This is a genomic window from Paenibacillus tyrphae (genome assembly GCF_000722545.1).
Classification (GTDB): domain Bacteria; phylum Bacillota; class Bacilli; order Paenibacillales; family NBRC-103111; genus Paenibacillus_G; species Paenibacillus_G tyrfis.
This window is the reverse complement of record NZ_JNVM01000016.1, coordinates 252720-276275: the sequence shown is the minus strand read 5'-3', so window position 1 is coordinate 276275 and position 23556 is coordinate 252720. Positions and strand designations below refer to the sequence as shown.

At 57.1% G+C, this 23556-nt stretch carries 18 protein-coding genes and 2 pseudogenes; 8 read left to right on the top strand and 12 right to left on the bottom strand.

The features are described from left to right. The first annotated feature begins 75 nt into the window (after positions 1-75). Positions 76-954: a serine/threonine-protein kinase gene (locus tag ET33_RS20330; RefSeq protein ID WP_036685879.1), complete on the top strand. Its 879-nt coding sequence runs from the start codon at positions 76-78 to the stop codon at positions 952-954. A 498-nt stretch (positions 955-1452) separates the two neighbouring features. Here ET33_RS20330 and ET33_RS20325 read toward each other — a convergent pair whose 3' ends face one another. The 8 genes and pseudogenes from ET33_RS20325 to ET33_RS20300 form a co-directional block, all read right to left on the bottom strand. Then, positions 1453-2469: a zinc-dependent alcohol dehydrogenase gene (locus ET33_RS20325; protein WP_036685875.1), complete on the bottom strand. Its 1017-nt coding sequence runs from the start codon at positions 2467-2469 to the stop codon at positions 1453-1455. Between the two features lie 29 nt (positions 2470-2498). Next, positions 2499-4250 (bottom strand): DUF4855 domain-containing protein, encoded by a 1752-nt coding sequence (locus tag ET33_RS20320; RefSeq protein WP_036685872.1) that lies wholly within the window; start codon positions 4248-4250, stop codon positions 2499-2501. A gap of 66 nt (positions 4251-4316) precedes the next feature. Next, positions 4317-4484: pseudogene (locus ET33_RS39830) on the bottom strand (carbohydrate ABC transporter permease); the annotation flags it as partial. 58 nt (positions 4485-4542) lie between these two features. Then, positions 4543-4878: pseudogene (locus tag ET33_RS39825) on the bottom strand (ABC transporter substrate-binding protein); the annotation flags it as partial. 18 nt (positions 4879-4896) lie between these two features. Continuing rightward, on the bottom strand, positions 4897-5163 hold the full coding sequence (locus ET33_RS39820) for a hypothetical protein (RefSeq protein WP_081890405.1): 267 nt from the start codon (positions 5161-5163) through the stop codon (positions 4897-4899). A 189-nt stretch (positions 5164-5352) separates the two neighbouring features. Further along, entirely contained in the window at positions 5353-6213 is an 861-nt protein-coding gene (locus ET33_RS20310; RefSeq protein WP_036685868.1) for a MurR/RpiR family transcriptional regulator, read from the bottom strand. Positions 6214-6249: 36 nt separating this feature from the next. Beyond that, positions 6250-7044, bottom strand: a complete 795-nt coding sequence (locus ET33_RS20305) for a M55 family metallopeptidase (RefSeq protein ID WP_036685866.1) — start codon at positions 7042-7044, stop codon at positions 6250-6252. Between the two features lie 68 nt (positions 7045-7112). Next, entirely contained in the window at positions 7113-8243 is a 1131-nt protein-coding gene (locus tag ET33_RS20300; protein ID WP_036685864.1) for a mandelate racemase/muconate lactonizing enzyme family protein, read from the bottom strand. A 205-nt stretch (positions 8244-8448) separates the two neighbouring features. On the opposite strand from ET33_RS20300, the gene murQ reads away from it, so the two are divergent. The 3 genes from murQ (at position 8449) to ET33_RS20285 (ending at position 11359) form a co-directional block, all read left to right on the top strand. Further along, positions 8449-9366 (top strand): N-acetylmuramic acid 6-phosphate etherase, encoded by a 918-nt coding sequence (gene murQ / locus ET33_RS20295; protein ID WP_036685862.1) that lies wholly within the window; start codon positions 8449-8451, stop codon positions 9364-9366. Positions 9367-9441: 75 nt separating this feature from the next. Next, entirely contained in the window at positions 9442-10407 is a 966-nt protein-coding gene (locus ET33_RS20290) for a DUF4434 domain-containing protein (RefSeq protein WP_036685859.1), read from the top strand. Next, the gene (locus tag ET33_RS20285; protein WP_036685856.1) at positions 10400-11359 is read left to right on the top strand and encodes an ROK family protein; all 960 of its coding nucleotides are present in this window, start codon (positions 10400-10402) and stop codon (positions 11357-11359) included. The genes ET33_RS20290 and ET33_RS20285 overlap by 8 nt, the downstream gene beginning before the upstream one ends. A gap of 1162 nt (positions 11360-12521) precedes the next feature. Here ET33_RS20285 and ET33_RS20280 read toward each other — a convergent pair. Genes ET33_RS20280 through ET33_RS20270 form a run of 3 tightly spaced genes read right to left on the bottom strand, consistent with a single transcriptional unit; the run spans position 12522 to position 15912 of the window. Continuing rightward, positions 12522-14093 carry an FAD-dependent oxidoreductase gene (locus ET33_RS20280; RefSeq protein WP_036685855.1) on the bottom strand — a complete coding sequence of 524 codons (1572 nt, stop codon included), beginning with the start codon at positions 14091-14093 and terminating at the stop codon, positions 12522-12524. Further along, positions 14090-14833 carry an N-acetylmannosamine-6-phosphate 2-epimerase gene (locus tag ET33_RS20275; RefSeq protein ID WP_051775461.1) on the bottom strand — a complete coding sequence of 248 codons (744 nt, stop codon included), beginning with the start codon at positions 14831-14833 and terminating at the stop codon, positions 14090-14092. The genes ET33_RS20280 and ET33_RS20275 overlap by 4 nt, the downstream gene beginning before the upstream one ends. Then, positions 14830-15912 (bottom strand): glycoside hydrolase family protein, encoded by a 1083-nt coding sequence (locus ET33_RS20270; protein WP_036685853.1) that lies wholly within the window; start codon positions 15910-15912, stop codon positions 14830-14832. The genes ET33_RS20275 and ET33_RS20270 overlap by 4 nt, the downstream gene beginning before the upstream one ends. 189 nt (positions 15913-16101) lie before the next feature. Between ET33_RS20270 and ET33_RS20265 the strand changes: the two genes are divergently transcribed. The 4 genes from ET33_RS20265 (at position 16102) to ET33_RS20250 (ending at position 22212) form a co-directional block, all read left to right on the top strand. Further along, positions 16102-18384 (top strand): AraC family transcriptional regulator, encoded by a 2283-nt coding sequence (locus tag ET33_RS20265; RefSeq protein ID WP_036685849.1) that lies wholly within the window; start codon positions 16102-16104, stop codon positions 18382-18384. Positions 18385-18664: 280 nt separating this feature from the next. Further along, positions 18665-19645, top strand: coding sequence for an ABC transporter permease (locus ET33_RS20260; protein WP_051775460.1), 981 nt, complete (start codon positions 18665-18667; stop codon positions 19643-19645). Positions 19646-19675: 30 nt separating this feature from the next. Further along, positions 19676-20551, top strand: coding sequence for a carbohydrate ABC transporter permease (locus tag ET33_RS20255; protein ID WP_081890404.1), 876 nt, complete (start codon positions 19676-19678; stop codon positions 20549-20551). Positions 20552-20631: 80 nt separating this feature from the next. Further along, positions 20632-22212, top strand: coding sequence for an extracellular solute-binding protein (locus ET33_RS20250; protein ID WP_036685842.1), 1581 nt, complete (start codon positions 20632-20634; stop codon positions 22210-22212). Between the two features lie 85 nt (positions 22213-22297). Here the strand turns inward: ET33_RS20250 and ET33_RS20245 are convergent, their stop codons facing one another. Further along, positions 22298-23458, bottom strand: coding sequence for a cation:proton antiporter (locus tag ET33_RS20245; RefSeq protein ID WP_036685839.1), 1161 nt, complete (start codon positions 23456-23458; stop codon positions 22298-22300). Positions 23459-23556 lie beyond the last annotated feature (98 nt).

Sequence of the window (23556 nt, the reverse complement as noted above, 5' to 3'; positions counted from 1 at the left end):
CCTGCCAAGGAATCGCTAAAGGCATGTGCTAAAATGTGGGAAGTGTTTTTCATTTCGAATCCATGGAGGCGGGCTATGACGAACCATTCCGTTACCGTAAACATAGACGGCATATCATTTCAATTAAAAGAACCTCATCCCTTCGAGTGGCTGCGGAAGCTCGGCCGGGTATTTTGCGTCTTCGATCAGCAGGATTCGGGAAACCTTTCCTTCGGCATCGAATGGCAGGGCCGCAAGAAGTTCGTGAAGTACGCAGGAGCGCCGACCGTGGCCTACACCGGAACCCCTCAAGAGGCTGTTCACCGATTAAAGCAGGCTCTTCCGCTTTATGAAGCCTTGAATCATCCCCATCTCATTCGGCTGGAAGAGCATTTTGAAGTACATAACGGGTATGCGGCCGTATTCGACTGGTTTGACGGCGAATGTCTGCATTCGCATTGGTCCTTTCCCCCGCCGCAAAAATACACGCATCCGGATTCTCCGTTTTTTCGTTTCCGCCAGCTGCCTGTCGAAGAACGGCTCCGTTCGTTGGATTGTATCTTTTCGTTCCACGCACATGTGGAAACGAGCGGCTATGTCGCTGTCGATTTTTACGACGGCAGCATCTTGTACGATTTCAAAAATAACGTGACGAAAATTTGCGATATCGATTTTTATCAGAAAAAGCCTTTTATCAATACGATGGGCCGGCTGTGGGGCTCGTCCCGCTTCATGTCGCCCGAAGAATTCGAGCTCGGCGCGGACATTGACGCACGAACCAATGTCTTTAACATGGGGGCCATCGCTTTCGGCCTGCTGGGCGGGGAACGCGATCGCTCCTACTCGAAGTGGGAAGCAGGCGAGAAACTGTACGAAACGGCTCTGCGCGCCGTTCGGCCGGACCGGAACGAACGCTACGCTTCGGTTGCCGAGTTCTATGCCGCTTGGAATGCCGTCGCAAACTGCAACCTTTGACTTCAGGATGTCCGGGTATAGGCGAAAAATGTTAAGGAAACCCTATCCGTGTTCAAGCAGCCGGAAGTGATTTTCCAACGAGAAAATCACGAATTACATGATGCGCAGAAGGTATTACCGCCCGTATCATATTCCCGAACAAATCGAGCTGGGTCGGAACAATATTCAAACGGCGTTAAATCTGCCGACCTGATAATCCCCTTACTTTAAAAAAGAGGATTCCCATGGGACTGCACGGGAATCCCCGAGTTTGTTGAGAAAGTGGTCTTCGCAGGTATATAGAAATCATACGGAGGTGGGGTATGCACTGTAGGAGCGATAGCGTTCGCCTTTGTCCGCGGGAAATATCTGCTGCGAAGCGGCTTCAAATCAAAATTTCCTGCGGACAAGAGCGACCGGAAGTGTATACCCCGCCCCTCGTGACATCTATTACCTTTATTTTCTCGACAAGCCCAAGAGGATTCCCATAGAATATCATGGGAACCCTCTTTCACCTCTCTACGAATCGTAACAGATCAGCACACCAAGCGCCGAGGATGCTTCGCGCTTCAGCACCTCGTACGCCTCGACGGCATCGGCCAGCGCGAATTCGTGCGTCATCATCGGCCGGATCGCCAGACGCCCGTTTTCCACGTTACGGACAAATTCTTGCATATTGCGCCCTTCCGTCCAACGGACGTACGATTTCGGATAATCCAGCCCCTCTTCCTCGTATTGGCGATCATATCGCCCCGGACCGCCTCCCCGGGCAATGACGAAATCCGCTTCCTTCGCAAAAAACAAATCGCGCGAGAACTGAATCGGCACGTTGCCGATCAAAGCGAAGGTGCCGCGAAACGCCAAATGCTGCATGCACGACTCGATCAGCTGTGTGGACGAGGCGTGCGCGCATAAAGCGATGCTGTCGAAGCCGTGGCCTTCGGTATAAGCGGAAATTCGCTCGGCGAGCAGCGGATCGTCGGCACGGTGAACGTCGCTAATGCCGCACGCGGCCGCAAGCTGCAGCCGTTCGTCCTTCATATCCGTGGCGAATACCCGGTAGTTGGCCCGGTCGCCGAGCTGCGCGATCAACTGGCCGAGCACGCCGAGTCCGGCGACCCATACGGTCTCGCCGAACTGGCGGGCCAGCCTGCGGGTGCTGTGCACGGCGACGGAGCCGAGCCCGACGAACGAAGCCGTCGGCATCGATTCGGGACCGCTCAGCTTCGCGCAGAGCATCTCCGGCACGGACAACACCTCCGCATGATAAACGTAAGGTCCGCCGTAGCAGGCGACGAAATCTCCCGGCTTCAGCCCCTCCACGGCGCTGCCGACTTCCAACACGGTACCGGCGGCACTGTAGCCGAGCGCGAAGCCGTCCGGAATGGCCGGATTCGCCAGCAGACCGAGCTCCGTACCCGGACTGATCGAAGAGTAATTCACCTTCACCAGAACCCTCTTGGGATGCTCCTTCACGGACGGCTCAGGCCGGTCTTCGAGGCGTACTGCGCCTTGGCAAGTAACGATCGTTTTCATGCTTCATTCCCCTTTTTCTTCGAATTTCGTTATTCCGCTTCCTGCTCCTCCAGCTCCAGCGACTGAAGCTCTTGCGGATTCGTGACTTTATACTTGCCCTTCAGGAACTGATACGTACGGTCGTATACTTCCCGCTCCGCCGGCGTTTTGGATTGCGCCGCTTTCCACAGCGTCTTGACCTGCTGGTAGAACGCGTTAAGCGACTTTTTCATAAACTTGTGCTCTTTGCCGGCATCCAAATACGCGTAGTAGCGGTTACGCATATTTTCGTCCGTCAGCACCGCGTCGCTCAGCTCGATCTCGACGCCCATGCCGTTATCGTAAGCCGCTTGTGCAATCGTGCTCATCCGGTCGACGCCGGCCTTCGCATGGAAGAAGTAGTTCGGCTGCATAAGCGCCGTATCGAAGCCGTTTTCCTTCCAATCGTTCCAGCCCCGGCCAAAATAATACGGAATCCATTGGAATCTTGCGCCTTTGGAGCGGACATAATCGCCGGTTTGCTTCACCAGCTCATGATCAAGCGTGCTCAACTGATGCGCAATGTACTCGTTGTACCAATAGAACGAAACGAGCTTCAGATCGCTGTAATGCTTCGCGTTCCAGCGTTTGTATACCTCGTCGACGAACCATTTCGTCACCTTCAGCCGGTTTTTCAGCGCTTCCGCCTCTCCGACCTCCTTGACGTTCAAGTTCTCGCTGATCCCGTCGCCGTCCACATCGCCGAAATCGCTTTGGTCCGTACGCGGATACGGGATTGCGATAACGACCTTTGCCTCATAATTCTTTCTCGACATGTCCGCCTTCGCTTCCTTCACCGCTTCATTCAGCGCACCCAGCTCATAATCGTCGCGGAACAGACGGTCGAGGAATTGTTCGAAGTTCGCTTTGTTCGTCGGTTTTCCCGTCGTCGGCCCGTAGTTGGCTCCATCCATCAGAGGAGCGTAAGGCATGAACAGGAAGCCGTCGAACATAAAATCCTTGCGCTTCATGTCTTGATCCACATAGGAGACGTAAGGCTTGAAATCTTCTTTCTTGAACGAGATCCAGTCGCTCGGCTGATACTGCCACTCCCCGGTATAAATAAGCACTTCATTGCGGATGCCCCCGGCCTGCTGGGAGCCTGCGCGAGGATACCCTTGGTCCGGCTTCGGCGCTTTAATCGGCTTCAGCTTGTTGCCGGACTTGTCGCGCGTGCCCATGACTTCGATTTCATCGACGAACAGCCAGGTTTCCACCGGAATGTCCATGTAGACGTAACGGGCTACCGTGTTCACGCCGGTTTTGGCGATCGTTTGCTTCACGGGACCTTTTTCCGTCGTCGGCAGCGCGCTTTTTACTTTGCCCAGATGCTGCCACGTGCTGCCGTTCTCTGAGATCGAATACGAGATTTCCTCCGGGAAAAAGATCCCGTTCGGCAAATCCTGAAGCGTACTGACCTTAATGTCCTGGATCGTCACCGGCTCACCCAGATCGAGCTTGAAGGTGCGGTAGCCCTGCCATAGCTTGCCGACATACGCTTTGTCGGAAAAGGACAGCCCGCCGAAAACGCCGTCCGTCAGCTGCTTGCCGGTATCGTCCGCATGAGCATCTTCCGTCGGTCCGAAATGCGAGTCGCGCGGATACGGGGTTTCGAACGTATACGGCTTGTACAAAGCCAAATTTTCCAGAGGCGCGGTCGCCTGTACTGATTGTTCTGCGGATGCGCCCGCTGCGGGGATGACCATCCCCCCGGCCAGTGCCAAAGACAGAATGGCTGCCGTAATGTTGGATCGTTTTTTCATTTGCTTCCCTCCAGATGGGTGAATTTGGAATCGAATTATTTATGTTCATTTCCCGGATGCTCTGTCTCACTTAAAGCCTGTCAGCGTAATGCCTTGAATGAACTGCTTCTGCACGAAGAAATACAGCGCGATGATCGGGACCGTGAAGAGCGTGGAAGCGGCCATCAGAAGGCCCCACGAAACTTTGTATTCCCCGATAAACGACCTGAGGCCGACGGACAGCGTCCATTTCTCCGTCGAAAATGATCGGCCAGAACACGTTATCGATCCACGGATAATCCGGAATGAAGCCGATTTGCGAGATCGCGCCGTTTTCGCGCTTGGTCAGCTTTTTGGCCGTATCGAACAGCTCTTCGAGCGTTTCCGGTGGCTTCGCAATACCTGCATCCTGGAACGCTTTCTTGTTGTACATCAGCGTGCTGGCCATACTGACCGTGAACGGCAGCGCGTAATATTGATCGTCCACCTTCATCCGTTCCAAAGCCGCCGGGATAAAGTTCGCGGGATCGAGCTTGCTCTTCTTGAGGGAATCGGCAAGCGGAAGTACCGCACCGGCATGCGCCCACGGGCCGATATTGTTCCAGTACGTCAGCGCGACGTCGGGCGGGTTGCCTCCGGAAATTGCCGTGAGCTGCTTCGTCGCGTCCTAGTTGCCCAGCACCTTGACCGTGATGCGGTCCTGGCTCTTGTTGAACGCATCGACCCGCGCTGTAATCGGACCAGCGTCTTTATCGGTCCACACGTGCCAGAAGGTGATCTCCACCTTATCCTTCGGCTTGCCGCCTGCGGCATCGGTCTTGCCCGCGCCGTCGCCTTGAGGCTTCGCCGTTCCGCCGGAGCATCCGGCCAGCCCGGCCACCGAAGCCAAGATGAGGGAAAATGCTGCGATACCCGTTTTGTGAAACGCTTTCATTTTGTTCCACCTCCATCCTATCTCAGGCGGCTCTCTCTACTCCGATTCGTTTGTTTATCTTTATCCTTCGTTTCGTCTGGGAAAGCCGAAAAAAAGAAAATCCCCCCCTTCATGCTGTCCTCTAACTAAACTATACAACATTTGGGTGGAGATTTCCTCCATTTTTATTTAATTTTATGAATTTATTTTCTAATATAACTTGTCGACCACGGATTTGGCCGTTTTCTCGATCGCTTGGAACGCTTCCGCTTTGCGCCGCAGCGCGACAATGGTCGATAAAATATCGAGCACATGAATCTGGGCAAGTTTGGAAGCAAAGGCCCCTCCCTGCAGCGGCGTTTCTTTCGACGAGGCGAGCAGCACGGCGTCGGCGTATTGGGTAATAGGCGAGCGAGCGTGGTTCGTCAAGCAGACGATGGTCGCGCCATTTTCGTTCGCGATCCGTATGGCGTCGACCAGATCCTTCGTGCTTCCCGAGGTCGAAATTCCGACCACCACGTCATCCGGCCCCGTCAAAGCGCAGTTCATCGTAATAATATGCGCATCGTTCGCGCAGAAGGCTTGAAAGCCCAGTCGCATGAAGCGGTGCTGCGCGTCCATGGCCGTCACGCCGGACGACCCCACGCCGAAAAAGAAAATCCGTTTTTTGGACAGCAGCGCGTCGACCGTTTTTTGCAGCTCCTTTTCCTGCAGCAGGCTCATCGTGTCTTTCAACGCCTGACTGTTGCTGGACGTGATCTTCTGGGAGATTTCGCTGATCTTGTCGTTCTCGTCAATGGCCCCGTGCACGTTCTCGCTCGGGCTGACGAGGTCTTGAGCGACCGCCATCTTAAACTCCTGGTAGCCGCGAAAGCCGAGCTTCCGGCAAAACCGCAGCACGGTTGTCTCCCCCGTCGCAGCCATTTCCGCCAAGTCGGTCACGGAGCTGTACACCACTTTTTCTTTGTCCTGCAGGACGACGTCGGCGACCTTCTTCTCGGCCTTGGTCAGCGAGTTGTAGTTGCTTTCGATCCACAGCAGCGCCTTCGCGCCGATTGACTGTTTGTTCATAACTAACCACCTTTTTTATCGTATTCGTTTCTTCGTTCAAAAGGCCGCTGCCAGCAGTCCGGTTATATGGTCTGATTTGTATACGGCGGTCAACCCGTCCGTCCTCTCGGCTGTTATTCCGTCATATCTGCGCGCATCGGCTTGTTCGGTATGTAGAAAACGGATCGTCAGCTCGTACGGCCCGTCGAGGTGGAGCGGCTTCGGGCAGTTCACGTTCTCTATGGCGCGGCGCACTGCTGCCTGCAGCTCGCTGCGTACCCGCTGCGGCGCTTTCATCAAGGCGGCATGCCGGCCGAGCGCCGTCTTCGTCTCGTACGCGACGACGCCGGGAAGCTCGTTTGCGGCTTCCGCGCACGTTTTGTCGTCGCCGGAGACGAACAGTACCGGGACACCCTGTAAGCCGAACAACAGCCCATCCAGCCCGATCTCGCCGATCGGCCGGCCGTTCAGCCGAAGCGATTGCCAGCCCTGCGAGGTCATCGTATGGTCCCGCACGGCCAGAGGGGTCCCTCCCATCGCATGGTACCCGATCAGCAGCGCGCCGTCAAACGTTTTGTCGAGACCGGGAAACCGGTTCTCGACCCGGGTCGCGCCCATCACGTAGTCCGCCCCCGGATGCAGCAGCTCGGGTATGAAGTTAAAGCCGCTTCCGTGGGCGTCCTTCACAATAATCCGGGTTGCTCCCGCGTCCAGCAGCGCTTCCGTCACGGCGTTCGTTTCCAGTGTCAGCAGCCGCCGGGCCTCTTCGTACAGCGGCTCCCCTCTTACCAGTTGTTCCCTCAGCGTCACGCCGGCAATCCCTTCCATATCGCAGCTGACGTAAAATTTCATGCGATGCTCCCCTTTTTTTGTTATGGCAACAGGTCGGTCGTTTCAATGCGCACCGGAGCTTGCCCGGCTTACGTGGCGTCGGCGGCGTAGTCCTGCAGCTTGCTTTCCGAGATGCGGCAGCCGATCCCCGGCCCTTCCGGCAGGATGACTTCGCCGCTGCGAATCGGCCAGTCTCCTTCGACGGCGTCGTCTTTCAGGAACATCGGTCCGTTCAGGTCGACCGGGTCCGTCAGCTCCAAATAACGGAACAGGTGCGCCGAAGCGACCAGTCCGAGCTTCGACTCCGTCAGCCCGCCGCCGAGCAAGCCGAGCCCGCTCTCCCGGGCGATCTCGCCGCACAGCTTGGCGCCGCGGAGGCCGCCCATTTTCGTCAGCTTGATGACGATGATGTCGCAAGCTTCGCTGCGCAGAGCCTCCAGAACGCCGCTTGGCGACCAGACGCTCTCGTCCAGCGCGATCGGGATGGACACTTTGCGGCGCAGCTCGGCATGACCGTGGAGCTGGTTGGCCAGCAGCGGCTGCTCAAGCACGTCGACGCCGATGCGTTCGAGGCCTTTAGCCAGTTGAATCGCTTGGGTGAGACGATAAGCCTGATTCGCATCCACGCGGAAAAATAACTTCGGCGCTTCCTGCTTCACCGCCGCGACGATATCCAGATCATTCGCCGGATTCAGCCCGATTTTGACATCGACTCCGGTGTAGCCTTCGGCTACGGCCTCCCGCGCTTTGCGCGCGGCTTCCTCCGGACTGTCGGTGCTGATCAAATAAGACAGGCGGACCGGGTGCGAAGATCCCGTCTGCCATAGTGCCGCTACCGGCAGGCCGTAGCTGCGGGCGATCAGATCGTGAAGCGCGGTATCCACAGCCGCCTTGGCGATCGGCTGGCCCGGGTGAAGGCTGCCTGCGAGTTCGCGGTTCATCATACGGTGAATGCCCGCCAAGTCGTCGGCGCGCTGCCCGAGCAGCGCCGGCCTCATATAGTTGGAGACGGCGCTGCAAACGGATTCGGGCGTTTCGTAGCTCCAGCGGGGACTCGGGCGCGCTTCCCCCCATCCTTCGACGCCGTTGTCTCCCGTGATGCGAACATAAATATGCGGCGCTCCGGCGGATATGGTGCCGACCGTTCCTTGGGAGATCCGAAACGATTGCTTCATTGGGAGGCGGAGCGGGAATACGTCAATGGCGGAAATGCGGATCATGACAGGAACCTCCTAAGTTGGCGAGTACTAGTTCCATTATACTATACGCAATAGAGATTATCTTCATTTTTTTGATTCAATGAGGAATTTTCCTCCGAAAAAAGGTTTACGGAAACCATTTTCTCCTTATATAATGGAGTTGATCTCCATACTGAAGTTCAATTAAGGAGTATTTTTTCAAATCGAACCCGATGGCAGGTGACCTATGAACGCGCACGAAACGGATCGGCTCGAAACCGAAACCCGGGACCCGCAGGCCCCCGAGCTGGATTTGATGACAACGGTGGACTTGGTCCGCCATATGAATGAAGCCGACCGGTCGGTGCCCGCCCATGTCGGAGAAAGTCTGGCCGACATCGCCGCCGCGGTAGACGTCATTGTCGAAGTAATCCGCGACGGCGGCAGGCTGTTCTATGTCGGAGCGGGAACGAGCGGCAGGCTCGGGCTCCTTGATGCCTACGAATGTCCGCCGACCTTCGGCACCCCGCCCGACCTCGTGCAGGCCGTCATGGCCGGAGGAAGCAACATGCTGCAGGCCGACGAAGCCGCCGAGGACCGGGCCGAAGGCGGTGCTGAGGATCTTGAAGCCTGCGGGCTCTCCCCGCGGGACGTCGTCGTCGGCATCGCTGCCAGCGGCCGGACGCCTTATGTCGCTGGCGCGCTGCGCTACGCGCGTGAGGTCGGCGCCGCCACCGTTGCCGTGAGCTGCGTTCGCGGCTCGCTGATCGGCGCGCTGGCCGACACCGCAATCGAAGTGCCCGTCGGACCGGAGGTCGTCACCGGCTCCACCCGCTTGAAGGCGGGGACGGCGCAGAAGCTGGTGCTGAACATGCTCAGCACCGTAACGATGGTCCGTCTCGGCAAGGTATACGGCAGCCTGATGGTTGACATGCAGCCGACGAACGGCAAGCTGCTGCGCCGGGCGGAGCGAATCGTCGAGATGGCGACCGGCGCCAAGCCGGAGGCGGTGGCGCATACGCTGCGGCAGACGGGCGGCGTTGTAAAGACCGCCATCGTTATGCTGCTCGCACCGGCTCCCGATGCCGGACGGGCAAGCCGCTTGCTGCGGCAAGCGGGCGGCAGCGTACGAGAAGCACTCCGGCTTGCGCGAGAGGAAGCGTGATCTGCATGCGGAGCGGCGAGCGTTTTTACGAGACTACAGAGTCCCCCCTATCTCAAGCAAAGCGAGGAACGGCCGATGAAACCGATCACGGGCACATGGTTCGATTTTTACCATTGCAATCCGTATGAAGGCGACACTTGGAATGCGGCGACCCAGCAGTTTACAGCTCACGACTGGGAGCTGAAAATGACGGAAATGGCGGAAGCCGGCATGGATACTTTTGTCCTGCTCAGCGTCGCGCTGCACGGCAAAGCGTTCTATCCGTCGGAAGTGATGCCTTGGCGCTGGGATACCGTCTGCCAAGATCCACTCGAAGCGGTACTGGTCGCGGGAGATAAGCTGAACGTCTCACTGTACCTCGGGCTTGGCTTTTTCACAACGCCGATTATGGGTCAGTTGTCGCTCAACGGCGATTATTCCCGTTTGCGCATCGATGTCGCGAAGGAGCTGGCGGAGAAATACGGCCATCATCGTTCCTTTGCCGGATGGTATTTTCCTGTGGAAGCGGCCATCCGCGAATATTTTCCGGACAACTATATCGCGTATGCGAACGATTTGGCCAATCTGTGCCGCAAATATGGCCCAAGCAAGGTGCTGATCGCGCCCTATGGCACGCGCACGGTCAAAGCCGACGACCGTTTTGTCGCACAGCTTCGCTCGCTGGACGTCGATTATATCGCCTATCAGGACGAGCTCGGCGTCAATCGGACTACCCATGAGGAAGCGAAGCGAACGTTCGCCTCCTTGCGGGAAGCGCATGACCGGGCAGGAAAGCCGCTTTGGGCGGACGTGGAGTTATTTCGTTTTCAAGGGAAGGTGCTCTACCCTCCCGCCTTCGAACGGATCGAGCGGCAGCTGCAGACCGTATCGCCTTGGGTGGACAAAGTGCTCGGCTATCAATATCTGGGCATGATGAACAAGCCCGCCAGCCCGGTTCATGCAGGGCATGAATCGTCCGTCAAACTATACGAAGACTATATGGCGTTTCTGGACCGGAATGGTCTGCGTACGCTTGGTAAGGAGCGTTCGTCTCATGCGTAAGGTTGTTTTGGGTATTGATTTGGGCGGCACGAATATCAAAGCGGGAATTGTAGCCGACAGCGGTGAGGTGCTGAAGCATACGGTTACTCCGACTCAGGCCGAGCAAGGACGCGATGCGCTGCTGGGCAGGCTGCGCGCCATCATCGAAGATTTCCGGGCGCACGCCGCATCGGCCGGCCTGCTGCCTATGGGCATCGGTGTCGGCACAGCCGGCTACGTCGAGCCGCTGAGCGGCCATGTCGCCTATGCCACGCCGAACTTGCCGGGCTGGACCGGACTGCAGCTGCGCGAAGCCTTGGAGCAGGCTTCCTTCCTGCCGGTCGCCGTCGTGAACGACGCGCACGCGATGGCCGTCGGCGAAGCATGGCTCGGAGCCGGGCGGCCGTACCGCGACTTCATCTGCGTCACGCTCGGTACCGGCGTCGGCGGCTCGCGCGTTATCGCCGGACGGCCGGACTACGGCGGCAGCGGCTTTGCCGGGGGCTTCGGCCATATGGTTATTGCTTGGGGAGGCCAGCCCTGCAACTGCGGCCTGTCCGGCTGCTACGAGCAGTACGCCTCGGTAACGGCCCTGCTTAGGCTCGCGGCCGAAGCAGGACTGTGCGGCGAAGAGCTGCCGGACGGCGCCAAATCGATTTTTGACCTGGTAGCGGCGGGACATCATGCCGCTTCGGCCGTCATCGAGCGATACGCCGAATACACGGCGGTTGGACTGATCAGCCTCGCGCATGTGCTGAATCCGCAGGCGATCGTGCTCGGCGGAGCCGTCACCACCCAAGGCGACGCGCTGTTGGGACGGATCCGCCGAATCGTCCACGAACGCGCTATGCCGGTGTACCGCGACACGCCTATCGTCGCGGCCGAGCTCGGCAACGCGGCGGGCGTCGCCGGGGCCGCCAAGCTTGCATGGGATCGGCTGTGCGGCAGCAGCGGACCGGACGCGGACATCTAAGCTAAGGATCCTTGAGCGAAGAAGACCGGGCCGGAGCCGTTGGACCGCTCTCACGATTGGATGGAGAATGGTAGTACTATAGGCCCTACTCCACTTGGTTGAAGAAGGCCCACACGATTAACCTACTCCGTTTGGTTGAATAAGGTAACATTCCCTTCTCATCCTTCGGAGAAGCCAGAACCGCAGCTGTAGTTTGCATGAGATGGCTCGACTGGCCGATGCGGCGCTTGCGGAAGCTACATTTCTCAACCTTTCTATTCCCTTCTGAATATTTAGAGGAACTGGCATGCGTTATTCCACCTAAATTGGCTTGCCTAATCATAATAGGGCACCTGTGATGCGTTATTAGCCCAATCCTAAGGGAACGTAACATTTTTCGACACACTTAAAGCACCTGAGCTCCGCTATGCTCTCGCAATCTTCCTAGAATCTCGCATAGCGCACCACGATTCCTTTATTTTTGGCCTTTGACGGACCAACTTGTTGTTAGTCCGTTTCATGCTCATTTGGACGATGTCCAAAAAAATAGAAAAAGCGAGCCTCTCCAACTTGCACAGCGGTAGAGGCTCGCTCACTTTCGGATGGGAAACCGTGAGAAGTTTGGCATAGTTTAACTTGTTCGCGTTAATTTTAACCGGTAATGTCTTCTTACCGGTTCAGTTCACACGCTTCTGCACCGTCCCTTCCTCAGAACTACATATCGTCGATCAAACGGATGATCTTCTTTGTATATTTTAATAAGTTTTTCTCAGCAAACGTCCGGATGAAATTGTGGCCTTTTATAAAATTAATACAATTAATATTTTATCTCGTTAATCATCTAATCTCGTATTTTCAATGAAATATCGTTCGTTTGCTCAGCAGACAACCGCCAAAAGGCCTACATGTCTTCACGCCAACTATTCAGCAGGCGACCTTCCTTAGAATGTCTGAACCGATAGCCTTATCGGGATGGAGACTGGCCACCCGCCATCAGCGCCGCAAATGCGTGCCGGGAAAGGTGCACAAAGCAGACCGCCATTTGCTAATCGCTCGTTAGATCGACCCGCTCCAAACATAGCGAACCCCCTATCGCTGTAACCGGTCAAGAAAGCGGCTTGCAACAAGAGCCCACTCCCCCATGAGCATCCCAAATAGTCCGCTGCCCCCCCATACCCTTCGGCTACATCGGCCCCAAGACAGGCCACGCCAGCTCCACGCCGCGCTGGACCAGCACGCTTTGGAAGTCGGCGAGTCGGCCCGAATCGCGGCGCACTTGACGCGGGGAAACTCCCCGCTGCAAGCAGTATGCGGCCAGCGCCCCGGCAGCTTCGCCGATATTCCACTCCACCGGGTGCAAACGGTAGCAGCCGTTCGTCAAATGCGTGACGCCGATGTTTTTGCAGGCGGGCAGCAGGTTGTCCATCCGTACAGGAATCAGGCTGCCGAGCGGAATTTGAAACGGCAGGCTCGGGATATAGAAGCCTTCACGGCCGCCTGTCGTCGGGTGCAGATCGATCCGGTAGCTGCCGATGCCGACACTGTCGTAGAACGGTTCTGCGCCGCTCGATCCGCGGACCTCGGGGCTGATATGCTGCTCCTTGACCGTAAACTCCGCCCGGATGCGGCGGGATTCGCGGATGTACGGCGCCTTCGCCAGTCCGTCGGCCGTCCCCGTCACATCGCCGCGCAGCCGCAGTCCAGGGTACCCGTTCCCGCCGTCGGGCCGGGGCGCTTCGGTCTGCAGCCAGTACAGCAGGCTGAGGCTCAACTGCTTAGCCCCTTCCAAATGGCGCCGCCGTTCTTCCTCCGGCACCTCATACACATTGCCGAGCCAGTAGTCGTTCTGCGGCCAGTTGACGAGAGTCAAGTCGCTGGCGAACGTCCCCGGCGTAAACTGCGACCGGTCGGCTATCCGCCGGTAATCCCATAACGAAAAAGCACCCGTTTCGGGAAACAGCGAAAAGCGCTTCACCGCCTCGTTCGTTTTCAGCGGCGTCCAGCTAAACATCCTGTCCCGCTGAAACGGAGCCTGGTAGCTGCGCCAGAACTCGTACGCCGCCGGCTTCTCGATCGTATGGTCCTCCCCCTCGCGGTAATCGAGTGCGAAGCACCACGTCACCGATTGAATGTCGAGCGGCTCCGGTTCCCCTTCGAGCGCATGCGGCTCCCCCGTATCCCGGCGCGATTCGGCCCCCGTCACGTATTCCGTGCCGGTCAACGGCAGCAGATCGCCGCATTCCGTCGCGTCGAGCACATAGCGTGCTTCGACGACAATGCGGTCGCCGGACGGCGTATGCTCCAGCGTAACGGAGCGGACCGTATCGCCGTCCGTATCCGCTGCTGTCGGGCGAACGTTCAGCAGCAGGGTGATACGTCCCGCATGGATATGCGGGGCGAGCATATCCTGCAGCACGGACAGCGCGACACGCGGGTCGCAAGACAGGCGGCTGACGCTGGCCGTGCCCGGATTGAACCGGTCGCTGCGCATCGCTTCCGCGGTCAGCGGATAGTTTGCTTTGTAATACCCGCGAACGCGGTTGCGGAACTCCCGGTACTTGCGGGTGCTGCCGAACTGTTCGATCCAACGGTGCTCGTCCGCCGGAACGGCTTGACTCGTGAACTGCCCGCCGATCCAATCCGTCTCCTCCGTCAGCACGATCCGCATCCCGGCTTCCGCCGCGGCAAGCGCAGCGGCACAGCCTCCGATTCCGCCGCCGATCACGGCAATATCACATCCGTACTGCCGGTTCATAGCCCGGACCTTCTTTGCGCTTCCCCACTTCCGGCCACGACGGGCTTCGCATCCAAACGGCTGTTCACAGCCTCGGCGAAATGCTGCGTGATGAGCTGCGGACGGGTGATGGCCCCGCCGACGACCACGAACGTCGCCCCCGCTTCAATCGCCGCTTCCGCTTCTTCCGCGCTGAAGATGCGCCCCTCCGCGGCAAGCGGAACGGTCAGCTGGGCGAACAACCGCCGGACCAGCTCCAGGTCCGGCTTCTTCGTCTGCGGGCTGTACGGCGTATAGCCGGACAACGTCGTCGACACGATGTCGAAGCCAAGCCGCTCGGCGGCGAGACCCTCCTCTTCCGTAGATATGTCGGCCATCGCAAGCGCTCCCGCTTCGCGAATCCGCTCCAGCAGCGGAACGACCCGCTCCAGCCGGCTTCCCCGGTTCGTCACATCGAGCGCGACGATATCGGCTCCAGCTGCAAGCACCGCTTCCACGTCTTCCAACTCGGGGGTAATATAAATCTCCGAGCCTGGAATATCCCGCTTAAGCAGCCCGATCACGGGCAGCTGTACCGCGGCCTTAATGCTGCGGATATCGTCTACGCCGTTCGTGCGGATCGCCACCGCTCCTCCGATAACCGCCGCCTTCGCCATGAGGGCCATAATCCCTTCGCCGTACAGCGGCTCCCCCGGAAGCGCCTGGCACGATACGATCAACCCGGGCGGCATCGGCAGCCGCTTTGGTCCGATAGATGTCATTGGTTTTCCCTCCTGCTGCCCCAAGAATCGTCCAGCTTCATGGAGGCCAAAATACCGGCGAATGTCGCCGCTTTCCGGAAAGTCGTGCTAACCGGAGCCCGTTCCGGATCGTGCTGCAAGCCTTTCGGCGCGAACACCGACCAACCCTCGCGCGCTAGCCGGTCGTTCAGCTCCTTCAAACGGCCTTCGGCATAATCGCGGGCTTCGGGAAGATGAGCGTAACGGGTGAACGCCAAATCGATCTCCCACACATTGCTCCAATCCCTGCACCACCACGGCGCTTCGTTGCCGTCATGCGGGCCTTCCTTCATGGCTGCCAGCATCCGGCGCACCGCCGCCTCCGCCGTCTCCTGCCACTGTCGCTGCAGCTCCTGCGAGAGCAGAGGCAGCGCCGTGGCGGCAAAGGCGACGATAATCCCCTGATAGCTGACGCTGTTGTCCATCGCTACGCTTCCATCCCAGTGCTCGATGTAAGGCCACCAATCGGGCTCGTGCTTGCCGAACCGCTCGATCAAGTGACGGAATACGCGGACGGTCTGCTCCAGCAGGTGGGCATCCCCGTTCAACTCGTACGCGCGGGCGAACGTATGCGCCGCGTACATATCCCCGTTCAGCACGTCGTGATGCCTTGCATTCGGATTTTTATAGACAGCCCCGGGCTTCTCCGCGGCGACCTCCGTAAGCAAATAATGGGCTGACCGAATCAGGCTTTCTTTCGCTTCTTCGGAGCCGGTATGACGGTGCAGCAGGTACAGGCTGTTCGCTACCGCACCGATCTCCGCGATATCGACCGTTTCCGGGTCGCCGCGCTTGACGTAATAAGGCTGGCCGAACGCCCCGTCCGGCCGCTGTCGCTGGAGCACGTTCGCCGCTAAGCCCGAGGCGATGGCAAGTCCCTCTCCTCCATGCAAACGATAATCCAGGACGAAGAAGGCCGCGGCCTGACCCGTCGTGCAGCAGCTGGCCAAAGCTCCAAGCTCGTCATCCCGGATGCCGAGGCTGCCGTCCGCCTGTTGTTCCAGCAAATCCGTAAAATAGGTCGTTAAAGTTCGAACCAAGGATGAAACGATGGAATCCATGACTCACTCTCCTCTGACTGCATTCTCCATTACTATATCACAAAATGGAGGATTTCTCCTCTAATATTTTTGTTTTCGGGAGAAAAATTCCCGTTCCATTCTTGACAGTCCGTATCCGGACAAACTACTCTTAATGTAACAATAGAGATAAAGAGAGAACAACTTTAGGCCAGCCGGGGGTGCACGTCCATGTGGAGACCGATCCCATGGTTTCGCAACATGTCTTTTAAAAGGAAACTGTTCGTTTACTCCCTCGTCATCAGCCTGCTGCCCGTCATATTGACCGGAACCGTCCTTGCGCACATGGCGGCCAAGGCCATTCAAGACGAAGTCAACCAGAATCATCAGATCATTTTACAAGAAATGCAGCGCCAGGTCGATTCGTTCTGGGCCGGGCTTGATAAAGCTTCCATTCAGCTCGCCAATCACCGGGCTTTGGAGCAAGCCGTGCAGCTTGAGCCTTCCAGCAAATATTTGGACGAAATGTTGGAGCTGGCCGATACGATTCAAAAGCAGCGGAGCGTCTCCGACTTTCAATACGACGTTTCCGTTATCTTCTTGAAATTCGGCAAAGTATATTCCAGCAAACACGGCTTCATCGAGCTTAATGAATTCGCTTACCGCAATGTCATCGACCGGATTCCGCCTCATTTCCGCTCCGAGATCGTAGCGCCCGACACCTATCCGGGGCAGGACGAGCTGCTCTACTTAAGGCCGGTGCCGATTTTCTCCGACATGCAGGGAAGCGGGATCCTGGTGCTTCACATCCAGAAGGACAAGCTGGCCGACTTTGCCGCGCATGTCCCCTTAGGGGGGAACCGCAAGCTGTATGTCTTCGACGAGAAGGGCGTCGTCCTGATCAGCAGAGCGCCTGAGGAGATCGGCACCCGGCCTGCCCTGTTCACCGGCGGATTGCCCCGGTACTACACCGGCGAGCCTGCAGAGACGGACATCGGCGGAGAAAAGTACCAGCTCACCGTCAGGCAGTCGGATTATACGCGGTGGACACACGTGGCTATGACGCCCATGAAGGAGCTGACCCGGCAAGCAGATCGTATCCAGGTGACGACCGTCGGGATCGTGCTGCTGCTCGCCGCTTTTTGGGTGCTGATTGCCCGCTTCGGCTCCACCCGGTTGTATGGTCCCGTGCAGCATCTGCTGCAGCGGCTCCTGCCCCCGTCTCGCGAGAATTCCCACGCCGGGACCGGCAACGAGTGGCGTGCGCTTGATGCCTACGTGACCGGGATGCTCCAAACGAACGAGCAGCTGCGCCGGCAGCTGAACGAACAATCGCCATATCTAAAAGAAACGATCGTGCATCAACTGCTGCGCGGTGAAATGAACAGCAACGAGGCGGAACGGGTCCGGCAGACGTTCGGCTTCCAGCTTCGGGGCAGTCGGTATGCGGTGTGCTTGATCGATATTGACGACTATGCCCGCTTTCAGCAGTTGTATCAAGACAAAGACCGGTCCCTCATCATGTTTGCCCTGCGGAAAATGACGGAGGAAGTGTTCGAGGAGTGGTTTTCCTGCGCATCCGCTATTGCCATGCCAGGCCAAATGGCCCTGATCGTCGGGCTCGAAAAAGGCGACGCCGCATTGGAAACCCTGCTGCTTACCGCACAGAAGTTCCTCGATACTTCCGCCAAATATTTTCAGTTTACCATCACGATCACCTGCTCGCATCCCGTCCTGACGTATCGCGATATCAACGAGGCCTACCGGGAGGCGCGGGACTTGCTCGGCTACCGGCTGCTGTACGGACCGGGCAAGCTGCTGACGCCGCAGCAGGTCGTTCCGGCTGAAAACCAGCTTGCAAGCGATATCATCAAACGGGAGAAGCTGATCGTTACCGCCGTCATGCAGGGAAAAGCGGACGAAGGCGCAGAGCTGCTGCGCAAGTGGGTACAGGACATGCCGCAATTCGTTCGGCATTTCCATGCGGCGCTCGGCTTATTCGCCCACCTGATCGGCGAGCTGGTTCTCAACATGCAGGAGCTGGAGCTGGCCCCGTACGAGGTGTTCGGAGAAGATCCTTACAAGCGGCTGTACGAAATGACGACGATGAACGAAGTAGCGGAATGGCTGGCGGGCACGGTATTTCCCTCGATCGCCGAACGGCTGGAGCTGGCGCATACCGGCAAACAGCAGCGCATGGCCGCCGATGTCATCCGGTTTATCCACAGCCACTTCGATACGGATTTGTCGCTTCAGCAATTGGCCGATCAGCTCCGCATATCTCCTTCCCAGCTCAGCCGCATGTTCAAGGAAGAGACGGGAACGAACTTTATCGATTACCTCATCCGGTTCCGGATGGACAAGGCCAAAGAATGGCTGGCGCACACCGAGATGCCGATTAAAGATATTGCAGAGAAACTCAGCTACACCTCCGTTCAAAATTTTACCCGAGTGTTCAAACAGTACGAGCAGCTTCCGCCGGGCGAATACCGCAAGCGGTTTCGGGGCGATTGAAGCTCTTCCGCCCCGCTGTTTCCCTCCCAACGCCGATGCTTCGGGCCCTTCCGAACCGGCGTTTTTTCCTTGTCCTCGCCATTCCCCTATAACGATAAATCCCGTCCTGACGCGCTTTCGCGGCTTTTTCCTTTTTTGCGGTTCTTTATCTTTTTTTGTCATACCCATGAAAAATGGAGAATTGCCGTGAGTCGGCCCATTCCGGATAATCGGATCAACAACAACGATTCGCAACCGTCGGAATGTAAACGCCTCCGGTTCGTTGCGGCCCCAAGGAGGAATGTGCTTGAGCACCTTGCCCCCCCATCCCCACTCCTCACCCGCTATCCGCAAGACTGCTTCCACGAGCCGTCTCGGACGTTTGCGGGCCCGGCTATGGAAGGACCGGTACCTGCTGCTGCTCGGCTTGCCCGGCATCGCCTATTTTCTGATTTATCGCTACGTCCCCATGGCGGGGCTGTACATGGCCTTCATCGATTACAGCCCGTTTCAAGGGATTGCGGGCAGCGAGTGGGCAGGCTTGAAGCATTTTGCCCGGATCTTCGAAGATCCGGAAATCGTGCAGGTGTTGTGGAACACCTTGTCGATCTCGTTTCTGCAAATCGTATTCGCCTTCCCGGTTCCGATCGTGCTGGCCCTGATGCTGAACGAGCTTCGCAACCAACTCTATAAGCGCATCCTCCAGTCGGTCATTTATCTCCCCCATTTCCTGTCGTGGGTCGTCGTCATCGGAATCTGCACGATCTTTTTAAAAGGAAACGGCGTCGTCAACGATCTCCTCAAGCAAGGGTTTGGCCTTGCGCAGCCGATTCCGTTCTTGACCGATCCGAGCTATTTTAAGCCGATCGTCATCCTTCAGGTGATTTGGAAGGAAGCGGGCTGGGGAACGATTCTATTCCTGGCGGCGCTGGCCGGAGTGAATCCGCAGCTCTACGAAGCGGCGACTATGGACGGCGCGGGACGGTTCCGCCAAATGCGGCACATTACGCTGCCGGCCATCCGCAATACGATCGTCATCCTGCTCATCCTGCGGCTGGGACATGTCATGGATGCCGGATACGAACAAATCTTTCTTCTGCTCAATCCGTTCAACATGGAAATCGGCAACATCCTCGATACGTATGTGTTCTTCAAAGGGATCGGACAATCGGACTACAGCTTCGCGACAGCGGTCGGGCTGTTCAAAGGAGCCGTTGGGCTCGTGCTCGTGCTATCGGCCAACTATATAGCCAAAAAACTCGGCGATGACGGCGTATTCTAAACTGTGTGCGCCTAAGAAAGGATGATCCGCTTGCATTATCGTACCCCGGGAGACCGCTTGATCGATATCGCCAACGTCCTGCTGTTCGGCCTGATCGCCTTGATTATGCTGGCGCCGTTCTGGTATGTGCTGGCCGTCTCTTTCGCCTCGTACAAGGAATTTTTACAGCATGACATCATCTGGTTTCCAAAAGAGTGGGTGCTCAGCGCCTACGAATATATTTTCGCTTCGGAATCGTTTGTCCGTTCGGTCGGCGTGACCGTGCTTGTGACCGTGATCGGCACGGCGGTCAATCTGGCGTTTACGTCCACCTTCGCTTATACGCTAGCCCGCCCGGTCATCGGCCAACGAATCATGCTGGTGCTTGTCCTCTTCACGCTGCTGTTCAGCGCGGGTATGATTCCGACATACCTGATCGTGAAGGAAACGCACCTCTTGAACTCGATCTGGGCGCTTATCCTGCCGATCGCCATCAATCCGTTCAACCTGATCGTCATGCGGCAGTTTTTCGTCGGCATCCCGAACGAGCTGCACGAAGCGGCGGTCATCGACGGCGCCAACGATCTGAAGGTGTTCTGGAACATCATGCTGCCTTTGTCCAAGCCTTCGCTGGCCGCCTTCGCCTTGTTCTACGCGGTGCTGCACTGGAACAATTATTTCACGGGCATCCTGTACTTGAACGAACCGGAAAAATGGCCGATTCAAGTCATTCTGCGTCAAATGGTCGTCGTCGGTGAAGCGCAGACGGCGCTCGGCAGCGGCCAGATTTTGCTCGAACATGCTCCGCCGGCGGATACGATCCAAATGGCGGCGATCATCGTCGCGACCGTGCCGATTCTCTTTGTGTATCCGTTCCTGCAAAAGCATTTTGCCAAGGGGGTGATGCTTGGGTCCGTCAAAGGCTGACATGGGACATCCTGTCAGGCGCACGAACTTGTACAAACCAAAATTTCAGAGTATGATCCAAACATGGGAGGGGCTTGTCAATGAATTACAGAGGAAAAACATGGACGGCCGTCGCACTTGTCGGGGCCATCACGTTAACGTCCGCCTGCAGCGGCGGCAGTGACGCGAAGACCGATCAGCCGAAGGCCGGAGCCGCAACGGATAGCCAGAAAAAACAGACGATCACCATGATCGACTTCCGTTACGGGGCGTTTCCTCCGACCGGAGGCAAGGGCCTGGAAATGGTTAACGAGAAATTCAACGTCGATTTCAAACCGCAATACGTGGTCCGCTCCGATTACGACCAGAAGCTGAGCGCCGTCGTGGCCTCGGGCGAAATTCCCGACATCATCGTCATGGAGGGACCGGATTCGAATTTCTATAAATGGGCGAAGCAAGGAGCCTTTTTACCGCTCAACGACCTGCTCGACAAGTACCCAACAATGAAGCAAATTCCGGACAACACCCGCAAAGCCGTTACGGTCAACGGCAAAATATATGCGGTCCAAAAATACTTAACCGAGAACTACCAGCTGACCCCGATCATCCGCAAAGACTGGTTGGACAAGCTGGGACTGGAGGTTCCGAAAAACTACGACGAGCTGAAAAAAGTCGCGATCGCCTTCACCCAAAACGACCCCGACGGCAACGGCAAGAACGATACATACGGGCTCGCCATGTCCGCAAACATTAACCCGAGCTTCGGGATGGGCGCCTATTGGGATTTCGAGGCCTGGTATCATAAAAACGCCGACGGACAAGTGATCCCCGGCATTATCTCCGAGGCGCGGAAGCAGCATATCGGCTGGCTGGCCGACCTGTACAAGGAAGGCGCGATTACGAAGGACTTCGCCCTGCTCAACTGGGCGCAAACGAACAAGGAGTTCTACTCCGGCAAGGCGGGCATCTTCATCGGTACGCCGCGCGGCATGAATCCGACCTCGATGCAAGGGCTGATCGACGTGAACCCGAACGCCAAAATCGTGCCGATTCCTCCGTTCCAAGCGCCGGACGGCTCGCAAGGGTTCGTCTCCTCCCCCGGCTTCTACGGCATCGTGATGCTGAATGCGAAGCTGGCGAAGGACCCGGACAAAGTGAGCAAAATTATGGAGATGCTCGACTACGGCCGGAAGTTTGTGCCGCTGGAGCAGCGCAACGCTAGCCATGCCGATTTTGACTGGCTGAACGGTAAGGAAGGCCAAGGCTACAAAATCGAGAACGGCAGCGTGCGCCGCGAGGTTGAGGAAAAAGGGCTTGCGCCGATCAACTATTTGCCGGACAAAACGATGTGGGCCCCTAACGACGCAGCCAACGGCTATTCGAAGGAATATACCGTCCCGCTGCTGCGCGATGTGGCTGCCAGTCTGGAGAAAATGCACGGCGAAACGAAGCATCTGATCAATCCGATTAACGCCGTGTTCTCCGAGACCCGGGCCGTGAAGGACACCGAGCTGTCCAAGTTCCTGTACACCGAGCAAACGAAAATGATTTTCGGCGAAAAGCCGCTGTCCGATTGGGATAAAATGGTCAAAGAGTGGTCTGACAAAGGCGGTGCCCAGATCATCAAGGAAGTGAACGAGGGTCTCAAGGCGAACGGCTACTCCGGTCCGCAGTGGAAGTAATGCAAGTTTGGATGCAAAAAGTCCCAGACCCATACCAATGGCTGGGACTCTTTTCCCAATTCCACATTTCCACCGCTTTATCGCCTCAAGCGGATTGATCTATCTTTTCACCCGGCGCGTTGGATTCCTTGAAAAACCATTTCATCATCGGAGGCGTCACGAGTGTCGTCACCAAGACGACTACAATGAGGACGGCGAACATCTCTTTGCTCAGCAAACCGGCGTCCAGCCCCATGGCGGCGATGATCAACGCAACTTCGCCCCGCGATACCATGGCTGCCCCGATCCCCATAGATGGTCTCCAGGCAAAACCGGCCAATTTCGCTCCCAGCGCCGAGCCGACCAGCTTGGTGAGAATCGCCAGAATGCTCAGTGCGACGATCAAGCCAAGATTTCCAGTAATTCCCGTGAACTCTGCCGTCACGCCGATGGAAGTAAAGAACACCGGAACGAAGATCGAATAGCCGATCGTTTCGACCTTTTCGAACACCTCGTGCTTATATTTCGTTACGCTGATCGCCACACCGGCGATGTAAGCTCCGATGATGGCGGCAACCCCTGCATATTCGGCCAAGTAGGCGTAAGTAAAGCAGATGATGAGAGCGGCCGATATGACCGCTTCGGTCACACGGAGAGGCGCGAACTTTTTCAACACCCAAGGAACGACCTTCCAAGCGATCAGAATCGCACCGGCGAAAAAGATTACTTTTTTCAGGACAACGACACCCAGATTCACATCTCCCCCTGCAAAGCTCATCACAAACGCCAGCGCAATGATGACCAGCACATCATCAATGACCGCGGCGCCCAGAATCGTCGCCCCTGCCCGTGATTTCAGCTTGCCCATTTCCTTCAGCGCCTGCACCGAAATACTGACGCTGGTGGCTGACAGCAGCAATCCGAGGAATACGGCCTGTATCGTCGGCAGCCCCATGACTTGCCCGGCCAAAAACCCTGCGACCAGCGGCACGATAATCCCCGCAACCCCTACAAAAGCGGAAGGCTTCCCCGTATGCTTGAATTCCTCGACATCGGTTTCCAGTCCGGCAATGAACATCAGCAGAATCACGCCGATTTGACTGATTTCCGTTAAAATGTCGGTATTCGTGACAAGTCCGAGCACCGTCGGTCCCAAGACGATCCCGATCAGCAGCTTCCCGAGCACGGAAGGCTGTCCTAATTTAACGCTGAGGTCTCCCGCAATTTTGGAAGCAAGCAAAATGATAGCCAGTTGAAAAATAAGCATAATGACCGACCGCCCCTTCTGTTGTTATCGTGCTTATCCTGTGGATATTCAGGCAAAAACATACAAAAAGAAGCCTATCGACCATAGCTGCTAAATAA

Excerpts from the sequence above, each read along its gene's own strand:
- ET33_RS20330 (WP_036685879.1), top strand. The coding sequence starts at position 76 with ATGACGAACCATTCCGTTACCGTAAACATAGACGGCATATCATTTCAA.
- ET33_RS20325 (WP_036685875.1), bottom strand. The coding sequence starts at position 2,469 with ATGAAAACGATCGTTACTTGCCAAGGCGCAGTACGCCTCGAAGACCGG.
- ET33_RS20320 (WP_036685872.1), bottom strand. The coding sequence starts at position 4,250 with ATGAAAAAACGATCCAACATTACGGCAGCCATTCTGTCTTTGGCACTG.
- ET33_RS39820 (WP_081890405.1), bottom strand. The coding sequence starts at position 5,163 with ATGAAAGCGTTTCACAAAACGGGTATCGCAGCATTTTCCCTCATCTTG.
- ET33_RS20310 (WP_036685868.1), bottom strand. The coding sequence starts at position 6,213 with ATGAACAAACAGTCAATCGGCGCGAAGGCGCTGCTGTGGATCGAAAGC.
- ET33_RS20305 (WP_036685866.1), bottom strand. The coding sequence starts at position 7,044 with ATGAAATTTTACGTCAGCTGCGATATGGAAGGGATTGCCGGCGTGACG.
- ET33_RS20300 (WP_036685864.1), bottom strand. The coding sequence starts at position 8,243 with ATGATCCGCATTTCCGCCATTGACGTATTCCCGCTCCGCCTCCCAATG.
- murQ (WP_036685862.1), top strand. The coding sequence starts at position 8,449 with ATGAACGCGCACGAAACGGATCGGCTCGAAACCGAAACCCGGGACCCG.
- ET33_RS20290 (WP_036685859.1), top strand. The coding sequence starts at position 9,442 with ATGAAACCGATCACGGGCACATGGTTCGATTTTTACCATTGCAATCCG.
- ET33_RS20285 (WP_036685856.1), top strand. The coding sequence starts at position 10,400 with ATGCGTAAGGTTGTTTTGGGTATTGATTTGGGCGGCACGAATATCAAA.
- ET33_RS20280 (WP_036685855.1), bottom strand. The coding sequence starts at position 14,093 with ATGAACCGGCAGTACGGATGTGATATTGCCGTGATCGGCGGCGGAATC.
- ET33_RS20275 (WP_051775461.1), bottom strand. The coding sequence starts at position 14,833 with ATGACATCTATCGGACCAAAGCGGCTGCCGATGCCGCCCGGGTTGATC.
- ET33_RS20270 (WP_036685853.1), bottom strand. The coding sequence starts at position 15,912 with ATGGATTCCATCGTTTCATCCTTGGTTCGAACTTTAACGACCTATTTT.
- ET33_RS20265 (WP_036685849.1), top strand. The coding sequence starts at position 16,102 with ATGTGGAGACCGATCCCATGGTTTCGCAACATGTCTTTTAAAAGGAAA.
- ET33_RS20260 (WP_051775460.1), top strand. The coding sequence starts at position 18,665 with ATGTGCTTGAGCACCTTGCCCCCCCATCCCCACTCCTCACCCGCTATC.
- ET33_RS20250 (WP_036685842.1), top strand. The coding sequence starts at position 20,632 with ATGAATTACAGAGGAAAAACATGGACGGCCGTCGCACTTGTCGGGGCC.
- ET33_RS20245 (WP_036685839.1), bottom strand. The coding sequence starts at position 23,458 with ATGCTTATTTTTCAACTGGCTATCATTTTGCTTGCTTCCAAAATTGCG.